Source organism: Vitreoscilla filiformis (genome assembly GCF_002222655.1).
GTDB lineage: Bacteria > Pseudomonadota > Gammaproteobacteria > Burkholderiales > Burkholderiaceae_C > Ideonella > Ideonella filiformis.
Genome location: NZ_CP022423.1, coordinates 2,334,105 through 2,347,729, shown reverse-complemented (window position 1 = coordinate 2,347,729; position 13,625 = coordinate 2,334,105). Strand labels below are relative to the sequence as shown.

Sequence of the window (13,625 nt, the reverse complement as noted above, 5' to 3'; positions counted from 1 at the left end):
CGGCTGACTCTGCATTCGCAGATCTTGGCAGCGCGTTACCAGTGACGCGCTTGAGGCACTATTCGCTCAGCCCCACCGGCACGCACGAGCAAAACAGGTTCCGATCGCCGTACACGTTGTCCACGCGGCCCACTGGCGACCAGTATTTTCCGGCCCGCAACGAATTAACCGGATAAGCAGCCATCTCGCGGCTGTAAGCGTGCGCCCAGTCGCTGGCCAGCAGGCTGGCAGCGGTGTGCGGGGCATTCTTCAGCGGGTTGTCCTCACGCGGCAGGGCACCGGCTTCCACCTGGCGAATTTCTTCGCGGATGGCGATCATGGCGTTGCAGAAGCGATCCAGCTCGGCCAGCGGTTCGCTTTCGGTCGGTTCTACCATCAGCGTGCCAGCCACAGGGAAACTCAGCGTTGGGGCGTGGAAACCGTAGTCGATGAGGCGCTTGGCCACGTCTTCGGCGCTCACGCCGGTGGCGTCCTTCAGCGGGCGCAGATCCAGGATGCACTCGTGTGCCACGCCACCGCCCTTCACCACCTCGCTGCCACCGCTGAAGTGGATGTCGTAATGGCCCGCCAAACGCGCCGCCACGTAATTGGCGTTCAGGATGGCGGTTTCGGTTGCAGCCGTCAGGCCGTCGGCGCCCATCATGCGGATGTACATCCACGAAATCGGCAGCACGGCGGCATTGCCCAGCGGTGCGGCGCTCACGGCGCCCACGCCACCTTCGCGCACTTGGCCCGCCGTGGCATGGCCCGGCAGGAAGGGCACAAGGTCTTCCACCACACACACCGGGCCGACGCCGGGGCCACCACCGCCGTGCGGGATGCAGAAGGTCTTGTGCAGGTTCAGGTGGCTCACGTCGCCGCCAAACTCACCCGGCGCGGCGATGCCCACCAGCGCGTTCATGTTGGCGCCGTCCACATACACCCGGCCACCAAAGCGGTGCACCATCGCGCAGAGTTCCTTCACACGCGGCTCGAACACGCCGTAGGTGGAAGGGTAGGTGATCATGATCGCGGCCAAGTTGGCGGCGTGCTTTTCGCACTTGGCTTGCAGATCGTCCAGATCCACGCTGCCGTTGGCGTCGCACTTCACCACCACCACTTGCATGCCCACCATCTGGGCCGAAGCGGGGTTGGTGCCGTGGGCGCTTTCCGGAATCAGGCAAATTTTGCGATGACCTTCGCCGCGTGAAGCATGCCACGCCATGATGGCCAGCAAGCCGGCATATTCCCCTTGCGAACCGGCGTTGGGTTGCAAGCTGATGCCCGCGTAACCCGTGGCCTGCACCAGCCAGCCGGTGAGCAGCTCATTCAGCTCGGTGTACCCAGCCAATTGGTCTGCCGGCGCGAAGGGATGCACGCCTGCGAATTCCGGCCAGGTGATGGGGATCATCTCGCTGGTGGCGTTCAACTTCATGGTGCAGGAACCCAGCGGGATCATGCTGCGGTCCAGCGCCAAATCCTTGTCCGAAAGCTGGCGGATGTAACGCAGCATTTCGGTTTCGCTGTGGTGCGTGTTGAACACCGGGTGCGTGAGGTAAGCACTGCTGCGCATCAGCTCGGCGGGCAGCAGGGCGGGCGTTTCGGCCAGGGCTTCGACGCTCGGGCGTTCGGTACGGCCGGCCAGTTGGGCGAACAGGCGCCACAGGGTTTGCAAGTCAGCGCGGGTGGTGGTTTCGTCGAGCGAGACACTCACAGTGTCCGCGCTGGCGGCGCGCAGGTTGCAACCAGCAGCCACGGCGGCGGCCAGCAGGCGATCCCGGTGTGCCGTGTCCGGCAAGGCCACTTGCAGGGTATCGAACGCGGTGTCATGCAGCAGCGTGTGGCCGAGTTGCTTCAGGCCGGCGGCGAAGATGGCGGTGTAACGCGCCACGCGCTCGGCGATGCGCTTCAAGCCCACCGGGCCGTGGTACACGGCATACATGCTGGCGACGACCGCCGGCAGCACCTGGGCGGTACAGATGTTCGAGGTGGCCTTCTCGCGGCGGATGTGCTGTTCGCGGGTTTGCAGCGCCAGGCGGTAAGCCGGAGCGCCGTGCGCGTCCACACTCACACCGACGATGCGGCCAGGCAGCGAACGCTTGAAAGCGTCCTTGCAAGCGAGGTAAGCCGCGTGCGGGCCACCGGCGCCCATCGGCATGCCGAAACGCTGGGTGGAGCCGAGGGCGATGTCTGCGCCCAGTTCGCCCGGCGGGGTGAGCAGCGTCAGTGCCAGCAGATCGGCGGCGACGATGGCCAGCGCACCCGCCGCGTGCGTGGCGGCGATCAGCGGGCGCAGATCCCGCACTTGGCCGTTCACGCCGGGGTATTGCAGCAGCACGCCAAACGCTGGCGTCGCAGCGAGGTTGGCTGCCAGCTCGGTGCAATGCACCACGTCCACCGTGATGCCCAGCGGCTTAGCGCGGGTGCGGATGACTTCTAAGCTTTGCGGTAGCACGTCATGCGCCACGACAAAACGGGTGGACTTGCTCTTGCCAGCGCGTGCCGCCAGCGTCATCGCTTCGGCGGCGGCGGTGGCTTCGTCCAGCATGGAGGCGTTGGCCATGTCCATGCCGGTGAGGTCGGTCACCATGGTCTGGAAGTTGATCAGGGCTTCCATGCGGCCTTGCGAGATTTCAGCCTGGTAGGGCGTGTAAGCCGTGTACCAAGCCGGGTTCTCCAAGATGTTGCGCAGGATGACGCCCGGCGTGAGCGTGCCGTGGTACCCCTGGCCGATGTAGCTCTTGAGCACCTGGTTCTTGCCTGCGATTGCCTTCAGCTCGGCCAGGGCCTGGGCTTCGGTGACGGGGGCGGGCAAGTCCATCGCCTGGGTGCGGGCGATGGCGCCGGGCACGATGGCTTCCACCAAAGCGCGGCGGCTGGGCAGGGCGGCGCCGTCGGCGGCGATGGCGTTCAGCATCGAGGCTTGTTCGGCCTCGCGTGGCCCCAGGTGGCGGGCCAGAAACTCGGTGCTGTTCTCAAGATCGGCAAGGGTGGGCATGGCGGCAACTCTCTCGTCAGGTCATCAGGGCAATGAGGGCAGGGCGATCACAGACCCTTGAGGAAATCGTCGTAGGCGGTGCTGTCCAGCAGGCCGTCCAGCTCGGCGGCGTTGCTGAGCTTCACCTTGAAGAACCAGCCGGCTTCCAGCGGGTCGGTGTTGGCCAGGCTTGGGTCGTCGCGCAGGGCTTCGTTGACTTCCACCACTTCGCCGGTCACGGGCATGTAGATGTCGGCAGCGGCCTTCACCGATTCGACAACGCCAGCCACATCGCCCTTGGCGTAGGTCTTGCCCACTTCGGGCAGGTCGACGAACACCACGTCGCCCAGCGCGTCTTGCGCGTGGACGGTGATGCCCACCACGGCGGCAGCGGCGTCAGCGGCGTTGATCCATTCGTGTTCGGGGGTGAATTTGATGCTCATGAAGAAAGCTCCAACCAATCAGAAGAAAAGGAAAAGAAGAAAAAGACAGGGAGTTGCCGGGAAGCAGTCTCGCATCTTCCCGTGCCAATCGTGACCGCTGTGCGGCGCCTCAGCCCCGGTAGTAGCGCGTCGGCTGGAAGGGCATGGCGGCGACGTGCATCGGCAAGCGCTTGCCACGAACTTCGGCAAACACTTCGGTGCCCACAGCGGCCAACGCCACCGGCAGGTAAGCCATGGCGATGGGCTTGCCCACGCTCGGGCCCAAGGTGCCGCTGGTGACGATGCCCAGTTCGACACCCTCCGCACTCACCAAGCGGGTGCCTTCACGCACCGGGGCGCGCTCCACACCCATCAGGCCGACGCGCTTGCGTGCAGCGCCCTCGGTGAGCTGGGCGCCCAGCACTTCGGCGCCGGGGTAGCCGCCCGCGCGCTCGCCACCGGGGCGGCGCACTTTCTGAATCGCCCAGGTGAGGGCGGCTTCCACCGGGGTGGTGGCGGTGTTGATGTCGTGGCCGTAGAGGCACAGGCCGGCTTCCAGGCGCAGCGTGTCGCGGGCGCCCAGGCCAGCGGGTTTCACTTCAGCTTCGGCCAACAGAGCGCGGGCCAGGGCTTCGGCCTGGGTTTCGTGAACCGAGATTTCGTAGCCGTCTTCGCCGGTGTAGCCCGAGCGGGTGATGAAGCATTCGGCGCCGTTCAGCGTGAACACCCCGCCGGTCATGAAAGTGAGTTGGGCCACACCCGGCGCGAAGCGGGCCAGCACGGCGGCAGCTTGCGGGCCTTGCAGGGCGAGCAGGGCGCGTTCGGGCAGCGGCTCCACGCGGCAGCGGGCGCCGATGTTCGCTTGCAGGTGGGCGATGTCGGCGTCTTTGCAGCCGGCGTTCACCACCAGGAACAAATCACCAAAGCGGGTGCTGGCTTCCGGCGCGGGGCGGGTGATCATCAGATCGTCCAGCAGGCCGCCTTGTTCATTGGTGAACAGGCCGTAGCGTTGTTTGCCCACCGGCAGGCTGACGACATCCACCGGCACCAGGGTTTCGAGGGCCGCAGCGGCATCCGCGCCCACCAGGCGCACTTGGCCCATGTGGGACACGTCGAACAGCGCGGCGGCCTCGCGGCAGTGGCGGTGCTCGGCCATCAGGCCAGCGGGGTACTGCACTGGCATGGCATAGCCGGCAAACGGCACCATGCGGGCACCGAGTTCCAGATGCAGGGCGTTGAGCGGGGTGGTCAGCAGCGGGGCGCTGGCGGTGGAGGCGTCAGACATGGCAAAAGCGGCAGTGAAGGGGAGGGCAGCTCCGACGCCGAGCGTCGGAACCGGGTGAACCGGTGTGTCATCGCTTGCCCTCGCTGTCCGCTTTACCTGAGAGATTGGCGTGCGGTGCTTCAACACCTGCAACGCTTGCCCCTTCGGTGGGCGCTCGCCGGGGTGGGAGCGCCTCTCTCCAGTGAGGAACGCCGTTCTTGGGAACAGCGCCTGCCAGTCCTTTTGCCTGAGCGTTCGAAGCGGGCGGCGGTGGCGGGCCGGTGCTTCTGCGCCTTCGGCGGCGGGGCGTCTTGTGGAAGCCCGCGCTCTCTCCTGACAGGAGGCGCGCAGTGTAACCTCAGCCCCCGCATTCCCCCAAACCCATCGGAGACACCCATGCTGACGACCCAAGACCCCCTGTTGCTGCGCAGCCAAGACGCACGCGGCGCCGTCACCCTGACGCTGAACCGCCCGCAAGCCTTCAATTCGCTGAGTGAAGCGATGCTGACGGCCCTGCTCGACGAGCTGAACGCCCTGGCCAAAGACGAGAGCGTGCGTGTGGTGGTGCTGGCCGCTGCTGGCAAGGCGTTTTGCGCCGGGCACGATCTGAAGGAAATGCGCGCTGAACCGTCGCTGGACTACTACCAGAAGCTGTTCGCCCAGTGCGCCAAGGTGATGATGGCGGTGCAGCGCCTGCCGGTGCCGGTGGTGGCCAAGGTCCACGGCATTGCCACGGCAGCGGGCTGCCAACTGGTGGCGATGTGTGACCTGGCCGTGGCCGCCAGCACGGCGCGGTTTGCGGTGAGTGGCGTCAACCTGGGGCTGTTTTGTGCCACCCCGGCGGTGGCGTTGAGCCGTAATCTGGGCCGCAAAGCCGCGTTTGAAATGCTGGTGACGGGGGAGTTCATCAGCGCCGAAGAGGCCCGGGTGAAGGGGTTGGTCAACCGCGTGGCCGTGCCCGAAGAGCTGGACGCCGAAGTCGAACGGCTGGTGGCCAGCATCGTGGCCAAGCCGCGTGTGGCCGTCAGCTTGGGCAAGGCGTTGTTCTATCGCCAGTTGGAGTCGGGTATCGAAGCCGCTTACGTGGATGCGGGCCAAACCATGGCCTGCAACATGATGGACGACAGCGCCTTGGAAGGCGTGCAAGCCTTCATCGACAAGCGCCCGCCTCGTTGGTGATTTTGGGATATACGCAATTTATCAATCAACAACGCTTTACAAGGCACAGAGAAAAACATGCCGGATTTCCCGAAAACGACCTTGGGGCGCAGCGACTTGGCGGTGTCCCCCATCTGCCTGGGCACGATGACCTTCGGCGAACAGGTGGAGGAGGGCAGGGCGCATGACATCCTCGACCGGGCGCTAGAGCGTGGTATCACCTTCATCGACACCGCAGAGATGTACGCCGTACCCGCCCGCGCTGAAACCTGCGGTGCCACCGAAACCATCCTCGGCACCTGGCTGGCGAAACGGCCCGAAGCGCGCCAGCGCATCGTGCTGGCCACCAAGGTGGCGGGGCCGAGCCGCAACATGGATTGGATTCGGGGCGGTTCACGCAATCTGCTGCCCGAACACATCACCCAAGCGTGTGAAGACAGCCTGCGCCGCCTGCAAACCGACGTCATCGACCTCTACCAAATCCACTGGCCGAACCGCAACGCGCCCATGTTCGGCGCGCTGTCCTTCGATCCGGCGCAAGACGCACCGGAGCCGCCCACTTCCATCGAAGACCAGCTTCGAGCGCTGGAAAAGCTGGTTCAGGCGGGCAAGGTGCGGCACATCGGTCTGTCGAATGAAACGCCTTGGGGAGTGATGCGCTTCCTGCGCGCCGCCGAGCAGTTCGGCCTGAGCCGGGTGGTGAGCGTGCAAAACCCGTATGCGCTGGTGAATCGCAGCGTAGAAAACGGGCTGGACGAGGTGCTGCACCGCGAGCAAGTCAGCTTGCTGGCCTACTCGCCATTGGGCTTCGGCACCCTCACCGGCAAGTACGATGCCCCCGGTTTCGACCCGCAACAGCCCGAGCTGGGGCGGATGTCGCGCTTCGAGTCGATGCGCAAACAGCGTTGGGGCCGCGCCGAAACCTTGGCCGCCGCCCGGCGTTACAACACCCTGGCCCGTGAACACGGCCTGACCCCAACCCAGTTGGCGCTGGCGTTTTGCTACCGCAACTGGCGGGTGGCGTCCACGATCATCGGCGTGACCAGCCTGGCGCAGTTGGATGAGTGCCTGGACGCTTGGCCGGTGAATCTGAGCCCCGAGCTGTACGCAGCGGTGGATGCCATCCGCTGGACGTCCCGCGATCCCGCACAATGACACGTTGTTTTCCCCCGTGAACCATGGCGAAAAAAGACAAACACGTCAGCGAAACCCCGGCCACACAATGGCTCAAAAGCAACCAAGTTCCGTACACCGAACATGTGTATGACTACGTGGATCACGGCGGCACCGCCGAGTCGTCCAAACAACTGGGCTGGCCGGAGCACGCCGTCGTCAAGACCTTGGTGATGCAGGACGACAAGGCCAAGCCGCTCATCATCCTCATGCATGGCGACAAGCAGGTCAGCACGAAGAACCTGGCGCGGGCCATCGGCGCCAAGAGCGTCGAGCCTTGCAAGCCGGAGGTGGCGCAACGCCACAGCGGTTATCAGGTCGGGGGCACCTCGCCGTTCGGCACGATCAAGGCCATGCCGGTGTGGGTGGAGGAGGGGGTGCTGGCGCTGGAGCGCATCCTCATCAATGGCGGACGGCGGGGCTATCTGGTGGGCATCGCGCCGCAGGTGTTAACCGACGTTCTGCACGCTCGCCCCGTGCGCTGCGCGCTCTGACCCCCCGTCAACGGACTGACGACTTACACTCAGCCCCTCGCAGAAACCCCAGTTTTCGCCCATGAACACGGCATTGCCCTTGCTGGCCATCGCGCTGGCCTACCTGATTGGTTCGCTTTCTTTCGCCGTCATCGTCAGCCGCGTGATGGGCTTGAACGACCCGCGTTCTTACGGTTCCGGCAACCCTGGCGCCACCAACGTGCTGCGCTCAGGCAACAAGAAAGCTGCCATCCTCACGCTGCTGCTGGACGCCATCAAGGGCGCGGTGCCCGTGCTGCTGGTGCGTGGCCTGGAGACGCCCATGGGCTGGGGCCCCGACTTGGCCGCCTGGGCGGGCTTGGCGGCTTTCATCGGCCATCTGTGGCCCGTGTTCTTCAAGTTCAAAGGCGGCAAAGGCGTGGCCACGGCAGCCGGCGTGTTGCTGGCGCTGGAGCCCGGCCTCGGTGTGTTGACGCTGTTGACGTGGCTGGCCATCGCCTACACCACCCGCTATTCGTCGCTGGCGGCCATCATGGCGGCGCTGTCCGTGCCGCTGTACCAGATGCTGATTTGGGGCGCTTCTGCCACCAGTTTGGCGCTGGTGCCGATGTGCTTGCTGCTGGTGTGGCGCCACGAAGGCAACATCCGCAAGCTGTTTGCCGGTGAAGAATCGAAGATCGGGCAGAAAGCCAGTGGTGCCGCCCCGGCTGCGCCGGCGCAGCCGCCGTCCCATCATGCGCAGTACATGCAGCACAAGAAAACACACTCCCGTCATTCCCACCCTCACAAAGGAAAACACTGACATGGTTCAACGTTTTGAAGTCGGCGTCCGGATGTCCGAAATGGCCGTTCACAACGGCGTTTGCTACCTGGCTGGCCAAGTTGCCGCCGATGGTTCGCAAGACATCGCTGGCCAAACCCGCCAAGTGCTGGCCGCCATCGACGCGCTGCTGGCCCAAGCCGGCACGGACAAAACCAAGATCCTGCGCGCCCAGATCTTCCTCGCCGACATCAGCGAATTCCCCGGCATGAACGCCGTGTGGGACACCTGGGTGGTGCCGGGCCACACTCCGCCGCGTGCCACCGTCGAAGCCAAACTGGCCAAGCCGGAGTGGAAGGTGGAAATCGTCGTCACAGCCGCTGTCTGATGACACCTCGGCGCCAGGGGCTGATCCTCATCGGCTTGATTGTCCTGGTGTCGGTGGCCTGGGAAGGCCATCGGCAATGGGCGGATCAGCGCTTGGCCGAGCACATCGCCAGCGTGGCGAAACCGGGGGACATTCGCATGTTGTCCGCCGAAACCTGCGTGTTTTGCACCCGCGCCCGCCAGTGGTTGACGCAGCACCGCATCCCGTTCCAGGAATGTTTCATCGAGCACGACGCCGTGTGTGCGGCAGACTTTCGCGCCTTGCGGGCCCCTGGCACCCCGGTGCTGATCGTGCGCCAGCAGATGCTGGTGGGTTTTCAGCCTGAGCGCGTCGCCCAGGCGCTGACTTCCGAGGGTCAGAGCCCCAGCAACGCCGGATCGCCGCGCCCCTGACGCACCACCACGGGGTCATCGTCGGTGAGGTCGATGATCGTGGTGGGCTGCATGGGGCAGGCACCAGCGTCGATCACCGCTTGCAGTTGCTTTTCGAACTGCTCGCGGATGTCTTCGGGATCGTTCAGGGCTTCAGTTTCACCCGGTGGAATCAGGGTGGTGGCCAGCAGGGGCTGTTCCAGCACGTCCAGCAAGGCTTGCAGCACTTTGTGTTCTGGCACACGCAGCCCAATGGTGCGGCGCGATGGGTGCGAGAGGCGGCGCGGCACTTCCTTGGTCGCTTCCAAAATGAAGGTGAACGGCCCCGGTGTGCCTTGTTTGATCAGGCGAAATTGCCGGTTGTCCACCCGCGCATACAGCGCCAGCTCGGACAAATCCCGGCACAGCAGCGTCAAATGATGTTTGTCGTCCACCTGGCGGATGCGCCGCAGACGCTCTGCCGCTGATTTGTCGTCCAGCCGGCAGACCAAGGCATAACTGGAGTCGGTGGGCACCGCCACCACGCCCCCTGCGTGCAGGATCTGGGCGGCCTGCTTCAACAACCGGATTTGGGGATTTTCCGGATGGACTTCAAAGTATTGCGACATGCAGCGATTGTCGCAGCCGGGCCTCAGACCGGGGGCTGAAGATGCGCCAAGCGCGGCGCCCATTGTTCCCAGACGGGAACGGCGCGGGCGGGTAAATCGGGCAGCTCACCCAAATCAACCCGGCTTTCGCCAGGGGCGTGAAAGTCGCTGCCCCGGGAGGCAAAGAGCTCGAACTCGCGGGCCATGTCGGCGTAGCGCTGGACTTCATCGGGGAAATGGCTGCCGCAGGTGACTTCCACGCCCGCACCGCCATGCTGCTGAAACTCGGAGAACAGCGCAAACTCCAACGTCGGGGTGAAGTGATACCGCGCTGGGTGTGCCAGCACGGCCACGCCGCCTGCTGCCCGAATCCACCCCAGCGCCTGCCCCAGCCCGGCCCAGCGATGGGGCACGAATCCGGGGCGGCCTTCCTTGAGGAAGCGCTGAAACACCTCGTGCATCGACGCGCAGTGCCCACGCTCGACCAAAAACCGGGCGAAGTGCGTGCGGGACACCAGTTCCGGATTGGCCGCATACGCCAGTGCGCCTTCGTAAGCGCCCGGGATGCCGGCTCGCGCCAGGCTTTCGCCCATCTCGCGGGCCCGGCCATCGCGCCCAGCTCGGATGCCGGCCAGCCCTTCCACCAACGCCGGGTGATCGGGATCAACGTCCAACCCCAGCACATGCACGGTTTCGCCGGCAAAACTCACCGAAATTTCGACGCCCGGGATGTACACCATCCCCAGCGCTTCGGCTTCGGCGCGGGCTTCGTGCTGGCCGGCCAGCTCGTCGTGATCCGTGAGCGCCCAGACCTGCACGCCCCGCTCGTGCGCACGGCGGGCCAATTGGCGGGGGGTGAGGCTGCCATCCGAATGGGTCGAATGGCAGTGAAGGTCAACATTGAGGAGATGCACGCGCCGCATTCTAGGAAGCTGTGCCAACCCCTGCGAACCCTGCGCCTATCATGGCCGCCCCTGTGGCTCGCTCCCTGATTGCCGATGTCTCCCGACGCCTCTGTGTTGGCCTTGCCGGCCATGTCTGCTGAAGATTTGCGCGCCGCCTTGGCGTCTTGTGGCCCTGTGGCGCCTCGCTGGGTGGAATGCGCTTTCGGTGATTTCAGCGCCGTCGCACGTGGCAAGCGCGTTCACCCGGCGGATTTTGTGGGCATGAAGGGCTGCCGGGCGCCCTCCGTGGTGCTGGGCCTGACGTTGACTTCGGGCGAGCCGGACACGGTGTTCGGCCCCCTGTTACCCGCCACGTATGACGACATGCACCTTGTGCCCGATCTCAGCACGTTGGCCCCGCGCCCCGGTCGAGCCGGGGAGGTGACGGTGATTTGTGAACCCAGCGGTTCCCTACCGACCGAGCACGGGCCGATCGATGCGGCGCAGTTTTCCCCCCGCGCCGCGTTACGGCGGGCGGTGGCCCAGCTCGCAGCGCAAGGGCTGCAAGCCACGGTGGCCCCGGAGCTGGAGCTGTTCTTGTTGGAGCGCGACGCCACGGGCCGCCCCCAGGCCGCACGACCCCACGCCCAGGCGCCGGTGCGCGAACGCTGTTGCGATGTGCTGTCCTTGGAGCGACTCAGCCATTTCGAACCGTACTTCGATGAGCTGTATGCCGCCTGCGACACCTTGGGCATCCCGGTGAACGGGCACGCCCATGAATCGGCGCTGGCTCAGTACGAGGTGAATTTCCGCCCCGGCCCGCCCGTGGCCCAAGCCGATGCGGTGTGGCGCTTCAAGCGCTTGGCCCGGGAGATCGCGGCGCGGCATGGTTTTTTGGCGAGTTTTGCGCCCAAACCGTTTCTGGATGAACCAGGCACCGGCATGCATTGGCACCTCAGCCTGCAACGCACCGACGCGGCAGGTGAATGGCCGCATGTGTTCGCCCAGCCTTCGGGGGAAGACAGCCCGGCACTTGGGCACTTCGTGGCGGGGATTCAGCGCCACGCCGCCGCCGCCATGGCATTTTTTGCGCCAAGCGACATGGCCTGGGAGCGCATCGCCCTCAGCAACGCTTCGCCGACACACGCCACCTGGGGCCAAGAAGGGCGAGATCTGGCTTTGCGCATTCCGGCGTCGGGCCCCACGTCGCGGCGCGTCGAAAACCGGTTGCCGGGCGGGGATGCCAACCCGTATCTGTTGCTGGCCGCCACCCTGGGGGCGGGCGCTTGGGGCCTGCGCACAGCGCCAGCACCGATCGCGGGCCGGGCAGAGGCCCTGGCCTTACCCCGTTCACTGCCTGAAGCGCTGGCCGCCTTGGCTGACGACGTCCTTTTGCGCGATGTGCTGGGCGCGCCCCTGGTGGACTTGTTTTGTGCCGTCAAACACCACGAACATGCGCAGCGTGCCGCCCTGGCCGATCCGCGCACCGACTGGGATTTGACCCACCTGCTTGAACTCGCCTGACATGCCCACCGCCGTGCGTTCTATTCGACTCGATGCCCTGCGCGGCGCAGCGGTGCTGTGGATGATCGGGTTTCACTTTTGCTTCGATCTGAACTGGATGCGGCTGTGGCATCCGGTGCAGTCCTTCACCCGAGATCCCTTCTGGTTCGGGCAACGCACGCTGATCGTCACCTTGTTTTTGCTGTGCGTGGGAGTGGGGCAGGGGTTAGGCGGCAGCACTTCGGCGCGTTTTGGGCGACGGTGGTGGCAGATCGCAGTGGCGGCGGGGATGGTGTCAGCCGGCTCGGCGCTGCTGTTTCCGCGCAGTTGGATTGCCTTCGGGGTGCTGCATGGCATCGCGGTGATGCTGCTGCTGTTGCGCTGGAGCACCGCCACGCTGGCGAGCTGGCCCGCAGGTGTGACGCTGGCGCTCGGCGCCGGCCTGATTGGGCTGACGCCCATGCTCCAGCACAGCGCCTTCAATTCCCCGTGGCTGCACTGGACAGGGCTAATGACCCGCCCCCCCATCACCGAAGACTTCGTGCCCGTGTTGCCCTGGCTGGGCGTGGTGCTGTGGGGATGGGCTTGGGGGCACTCGGCCCCCGGTCGGCGCTGGTGGGGAGCGGTGACCCCGCCCGTGTTAACGCCCCTGGCTTGGCTGGGGCGCCACAGCCTGCCGATTTATTTGTTGCACCAACCGGTGCTGATCGGCAGCCTGTGGCTTTGGAAAGCCGGGTTCACAACACCGGCGTGATGCCAGCGATGCGCCACTCACCCGACCCTTGGGCCGAACCGACCAGGTGCCACACCTCGTTGAACGGCTCGGCGGCGCGCTCCCGTTCCTCACGGATCAGGCCGGTGAAACGCACGCTGACCACGGGATGACCGTCTTGCGTCGTCTGATCGACGACTTGGGCGTTGAGCTGCACCACGTCCGTGTGTTGCGATGCGCCGTTGCGCTCTTGCAAGTCCAGGCGCAGCGAGGCAAACAGGTCGGGCGTGGTGAACTTGCGCAGGTCTTCCAGATCGGCTGCGTCGTTGGCGGCTTGCAAGCGGATGAAAATCTGCTTGGCCAGGCGCTCGAACTCAGCGTGTTCGGGATGTTGAACTGCCGGCGCCGTGGGAGCGGCATTCACACCACCACCACCTTGCAGCGATTGGAACAGCGAACCCGCACCTTGGGGCGCTGGGGTGGGCGTCGCAGGGGAGGCACCAGCGCCCGCCCAGGCCATGGCAGGCGCTGCCTGAGGTGCTGCTGCTGCCGAACCGCCACGCAGCTTGCGCACCAACCACACCAAGGCCACAGCACCCAGGCCGAACAACAGCAGGCCGGTCATCAAACTGGCAAAGGCTTCACCCAGTCCAAAGTGGCTCAACAGAGCCGCAATGCCCAAGCCCGCCGCCAGGCCCGCCAACGGGCCTAACCACGACCGCTTGGCAGGGGCCGCTGCGGGAGCCGCCCCCGGGGCCGGCGTGGCCGCTTGACGCTGAGCCGATTGGCCCGCCAGGCCATTCTGTTGGGGCTGCGCACCGGGTGCAGCATCGGGCGCTTGCCGTTGCATGCCCGCAGGCTGACCACCTCCGAGCCGCTTGGCTTCGGCCTCCTGGGGCACCGCCACCATGACAACGGACGCCACCGCCACACCGACAGCAACGCAAACAGACTTGAACATCCTGAATTCCTTG

The 13,625-nt window shown here is 65.6% G+C and carries 13 protein-coding genes, 1 pseudogene and 2 riboswitches; of the genes and pseudogenes, 8 read left to right on the top strand and 6 right to left on the bottom strand.

Translation table 11 applies throughout. The annotated features are described in order from the left end of the window. Positions 1-58: 58 nt before the first annotated feature. From gcvP to gcvT, 3 genes are all read right to left on the bottom strand, one after another. Positions 59-2,977 carry an aminomethyl-transferring glycine dehydrogenase gene (gene gcvP / locus VITFI_RS11145; protein WP_089417021.1) on the bottom strand — a complete coding sequence of 973 codons (2,919 nt, stop codon included), beginning with the start codon at positions 2,975-2,977 and terminating at the stop codon, positions 59-61. Positions 2,978-3,024: 47 nt separating this feature from the next. Beyond that, entirely contained in the window at positions 3,025-3,399 is a 375-nt protein-coding gene (gene gcvH, locus VITFI_RS11140) for a glycine cleavage system protein GcvH (protein WP_089417020.1), read from the bottom strand. A 109-nt stretch (positions 3,400-3,508) separates the two neighbouring features. Further along, a complete protein-coding gene (gene gcvT, locus VITFI_RS11135; RefSeq protein ID WP_089417019.1) occupies positions 3,509-4,663 on the bottom strand; it encodes a glycine cleavage system aminomethyltransferase GcvT in 1,155 nt (384 codons plus the stop codon). Positions 4,664-4,736: 73 nt separating this feature from the next. Next, positions 4,737-4,855, bottom strand: a riboswitch (glycine riboswitch). Positions 4,856-4,867: 12 nt separating this feature from the next. Beyond that, a riboswitch (glycine riboswitch) is annotated at positions 4,868-4,988 on the bottom strand. A gap of 50 nt (positions 4,989-5,038) precedes the next feature. Here gcvT and VITFI_RS11130 point away from each other — a divergent pair. The 6 genes and pseudogenes from VITFI_RS11130 to VITFI_RS11105 all read left to right on the top strand — a co-directional run bounded on the left by VITFI_RS11130 (position 5,039) and on the right by VITFI_RS11105 (position 8,986). Beyond that, entirely contained in the window at positions 5,039-5,821 is a 783-nt protein-coding gene (locus VITFI_RS11130; protein ID WP_089417018.1) for an enoyl-CoA hydratase, read from the top strand. Between the two features lie 57 nt (positions 5,822-5,878). Continuing rightward, entirely contained in the window at positions 5,879-6,955 is a 1,077-nt protein-coding gene (locus VITFI_RS11125) for an aldo/keto reductase (protein ID WP_089417017.1), read from the top strand. Positions 6,956-6,978: 23 nt separating this feature from the next. Then, positions 6,979-7,467 carry an aminoacyl-tRNA deacylase gene (locus tag VITFI_RS11120; protein WP_089417016.1) on the top strand — a complete coding sequence of 163 codons (489 nt, stop codon included), beginning with the start codon at positions 6,979-6,981 and terminating at the stop codon, positions 7,465-7,467. A 61-nt stretch (positions 7,468-7,528) separates the two neighbouring features. Then, a pseudogene (gene plsY, locus VITFI_RS11115) lies at positions 7,529-8,128 on the top strand (glycerol-3-phosphate 1-O-acyltransferase PlsY); the annotation flags it as partial. Between the two features lie 121 nt (positions 8,129-8,249). Next, positions 8,250-8,594 (top strand): RidA family protein, encoded by a 345-nt coding sequence (locus VITFI_RS11110; protein ID WP_089417014.1) that lies wholly within the window; start codon positions 8,250-8,252, stop codon positions 8,592-8,594. Continuing rightward, the gene (locus VITFI_RS11105) at positions 8,594-8,986 is read left to right on the top strand and encodes a glutaredoxin family protein (protein WP_089417013.1); all 393 of its coding nucleotides are present in this window, start codon (positions 8,594-8,596) and stop codon (positions 8,984-8,986) included. Before VITFI_RS11110 ends, VITFI_RS11105 begins: the two co-directional genes overlap by 1 nt. Here VITFI_RS11105 and VITFI_RS11100 read toward each other — a convergent pair. Both VITFI_RS11100 and VITFI_RS11095 read right to left on the bottom strand, forming a co-directional pair. Continuing rightward, a complete protein-coding gene (locus tag VITFI_RS11100) occupies positions 8,950-9,573 on the bottom strand; it encodes an L-threonylcarbamoyladenylate synthase (protein ID WP_089417012.1) in 624 nt (207 codons plus the stop codon). The genes VITFI_RS11105 and VITFI_RS11100 overlap by 37 nt on opposite strands. A 23-nt stretch (positions 9,574-9,596) precedes the next feature. Continuing rightward, a complete protein-coding gene (locus VITFI_RS11095) occupies positions 9,597-10,466 on the bottom strand; it encodes a 3',5'-nucleoside bisphosphate phosphatase (RefSeq protein WP_269768717.1) in 870 nt (289 codons plus the stop codon). A gap of 84 nt (positions 10,467-10,550) precedes the next feature. On the opposite strand from VITFI_RS11095, the gene VITFI_RS11090 reads away from it, so the two are divergent. Together VITFI_RS11090 and VITFI_RS11085 are read left to right on the top strand one after the other, a co-directional pair. Beyond that, a complete protein-coding gene (locus VITFI_RS11090; protein WP_089417010.1) occupies positions 10,551-11,960 on the top strand; it encodes a glutamine synthetase family protein in 1,410 nt (469 codons plus the stop codon). 1 nt (position 11,961) lies between these two features. Next, on the top strand, positions 11,962-12,693 hold the full coding sequence (locus VITFI_RS11085) for a DUF1624 domain-containing protein (RefSeq protein ID WP_089417009.1): 732 nt from the start codon (positions 11,962-11,964) through the stop codon (positions 12,691-12,693). Here VITFI_RS11085 and VITFI_RS11080 read toward each other — a convergent pair. Beyond that, positions 12,677-13,612, bottom strand: a complete 936-nt coding sequence (locus tag VITFI_RS11080; RefSeq protein WP_089417008.1) for a Tim44 domain-containing protein — start codon at positions 13,610-13,612, stop codon at positions 12,677-12,679. The genes VITFI_RS11085 and VITFI_RS11080 overlap by 17 nt on opposite strands. Positions 13,613-13,625 lie beyond the last annotated feature (13 nt).

What these genes read in the sequence shown, in the direction of transcription:
- gcvP (WP_089417021.1), bottom strand. Translation starts at nt 2,977, where the DNA reads ATGCCCACCCTTGCCGATCTTGAGAACAGCACCGAGTTTCTGGCCCGC.
- gcvH (WP_089417020.1), bottom strand. Translation starts at nt 3,399, where the DNA reads ATGAGCATCAAATTCACCCCCGAACACGAATGGATCAACGCCGCTGAC.
- gcvT (WP_089417019.1), bottom strand. Translation starts at nt 4,663, where the DNA reads ATGTCTGACGCCTCCACCGCCAGCGCCCCGCTGCTGACCACCCCGCTC.
- VITFI_RS11130 (WP_089417018.1), top strand. Translation starts at nt 5,039, where the DNA reads ATGCTGACGACCCAAGACCCCCTGTTGCTGCGCAGCCAAGACGCACGC.
- VITFI_RS11125 (WP_089417017.1), top strand. Translation starts at nt 5,879, where the DNA reads ATGCCGGATTTCCCGAAAACGACCTTGGGGCGCAGCGACTTGGCGGTG.
- VITFI_RS11120 (WP_089417016.1), top strand. Translation starts at nt 6,979, where the DNA reads ATGGCGAAAAAAGACAAACACGTCAGCGAAACCCCGGCCACACAATGG.
- VITFI_RS11110 (WP_089417014.1), top strand. Translation starts at nt 8,250, where the DNA reads ATGGTTCAACGTTTTGAAGTCGGCGTCCGGATGTCCGAAATGGCCGTT.
- VITFI_RS11105 (WP_089417013.1), top strand. Translation starts at nt 8,594, where the DNA reads ATGACACCTCGGCGCCAGGGGCTGATCCTCATCGGCTTGATTGTCCTG.
- VITFI_RS11100 (WP_089417012.1), bottom strand. Translation starts at nt 9,573, where the DNA reads ATGTCGCAATACTTTGAAGTCCATCCGGAAAATCCCCAAATCCGGTTG.
- VITFI_RS11090 (WP_089417010.1), top strand. Translation starts at nt 10,551, where the DNA reads ATGTCTCCCGACGCCTCTGTGTTGGCCTTGCCGGCCATGTCTGCTGAA.
- VITFI_RS11085 (WP_089417009.1), top strand. Translation starts at nt 11,962, where the DNA reads ATGCCCACCGCCGTGCGTTCTATTCGACTCGATGCCCTGCGCGGCGCA.
- VITFI_RS11080 (WP_089417008.1), bottom strand. Translation starts at nt 13,612, where the DNA reads ATGTTCAAGTCTGTTTGCGTTGCTGTCGGTGTGGCGGTGGCGTCCGTT.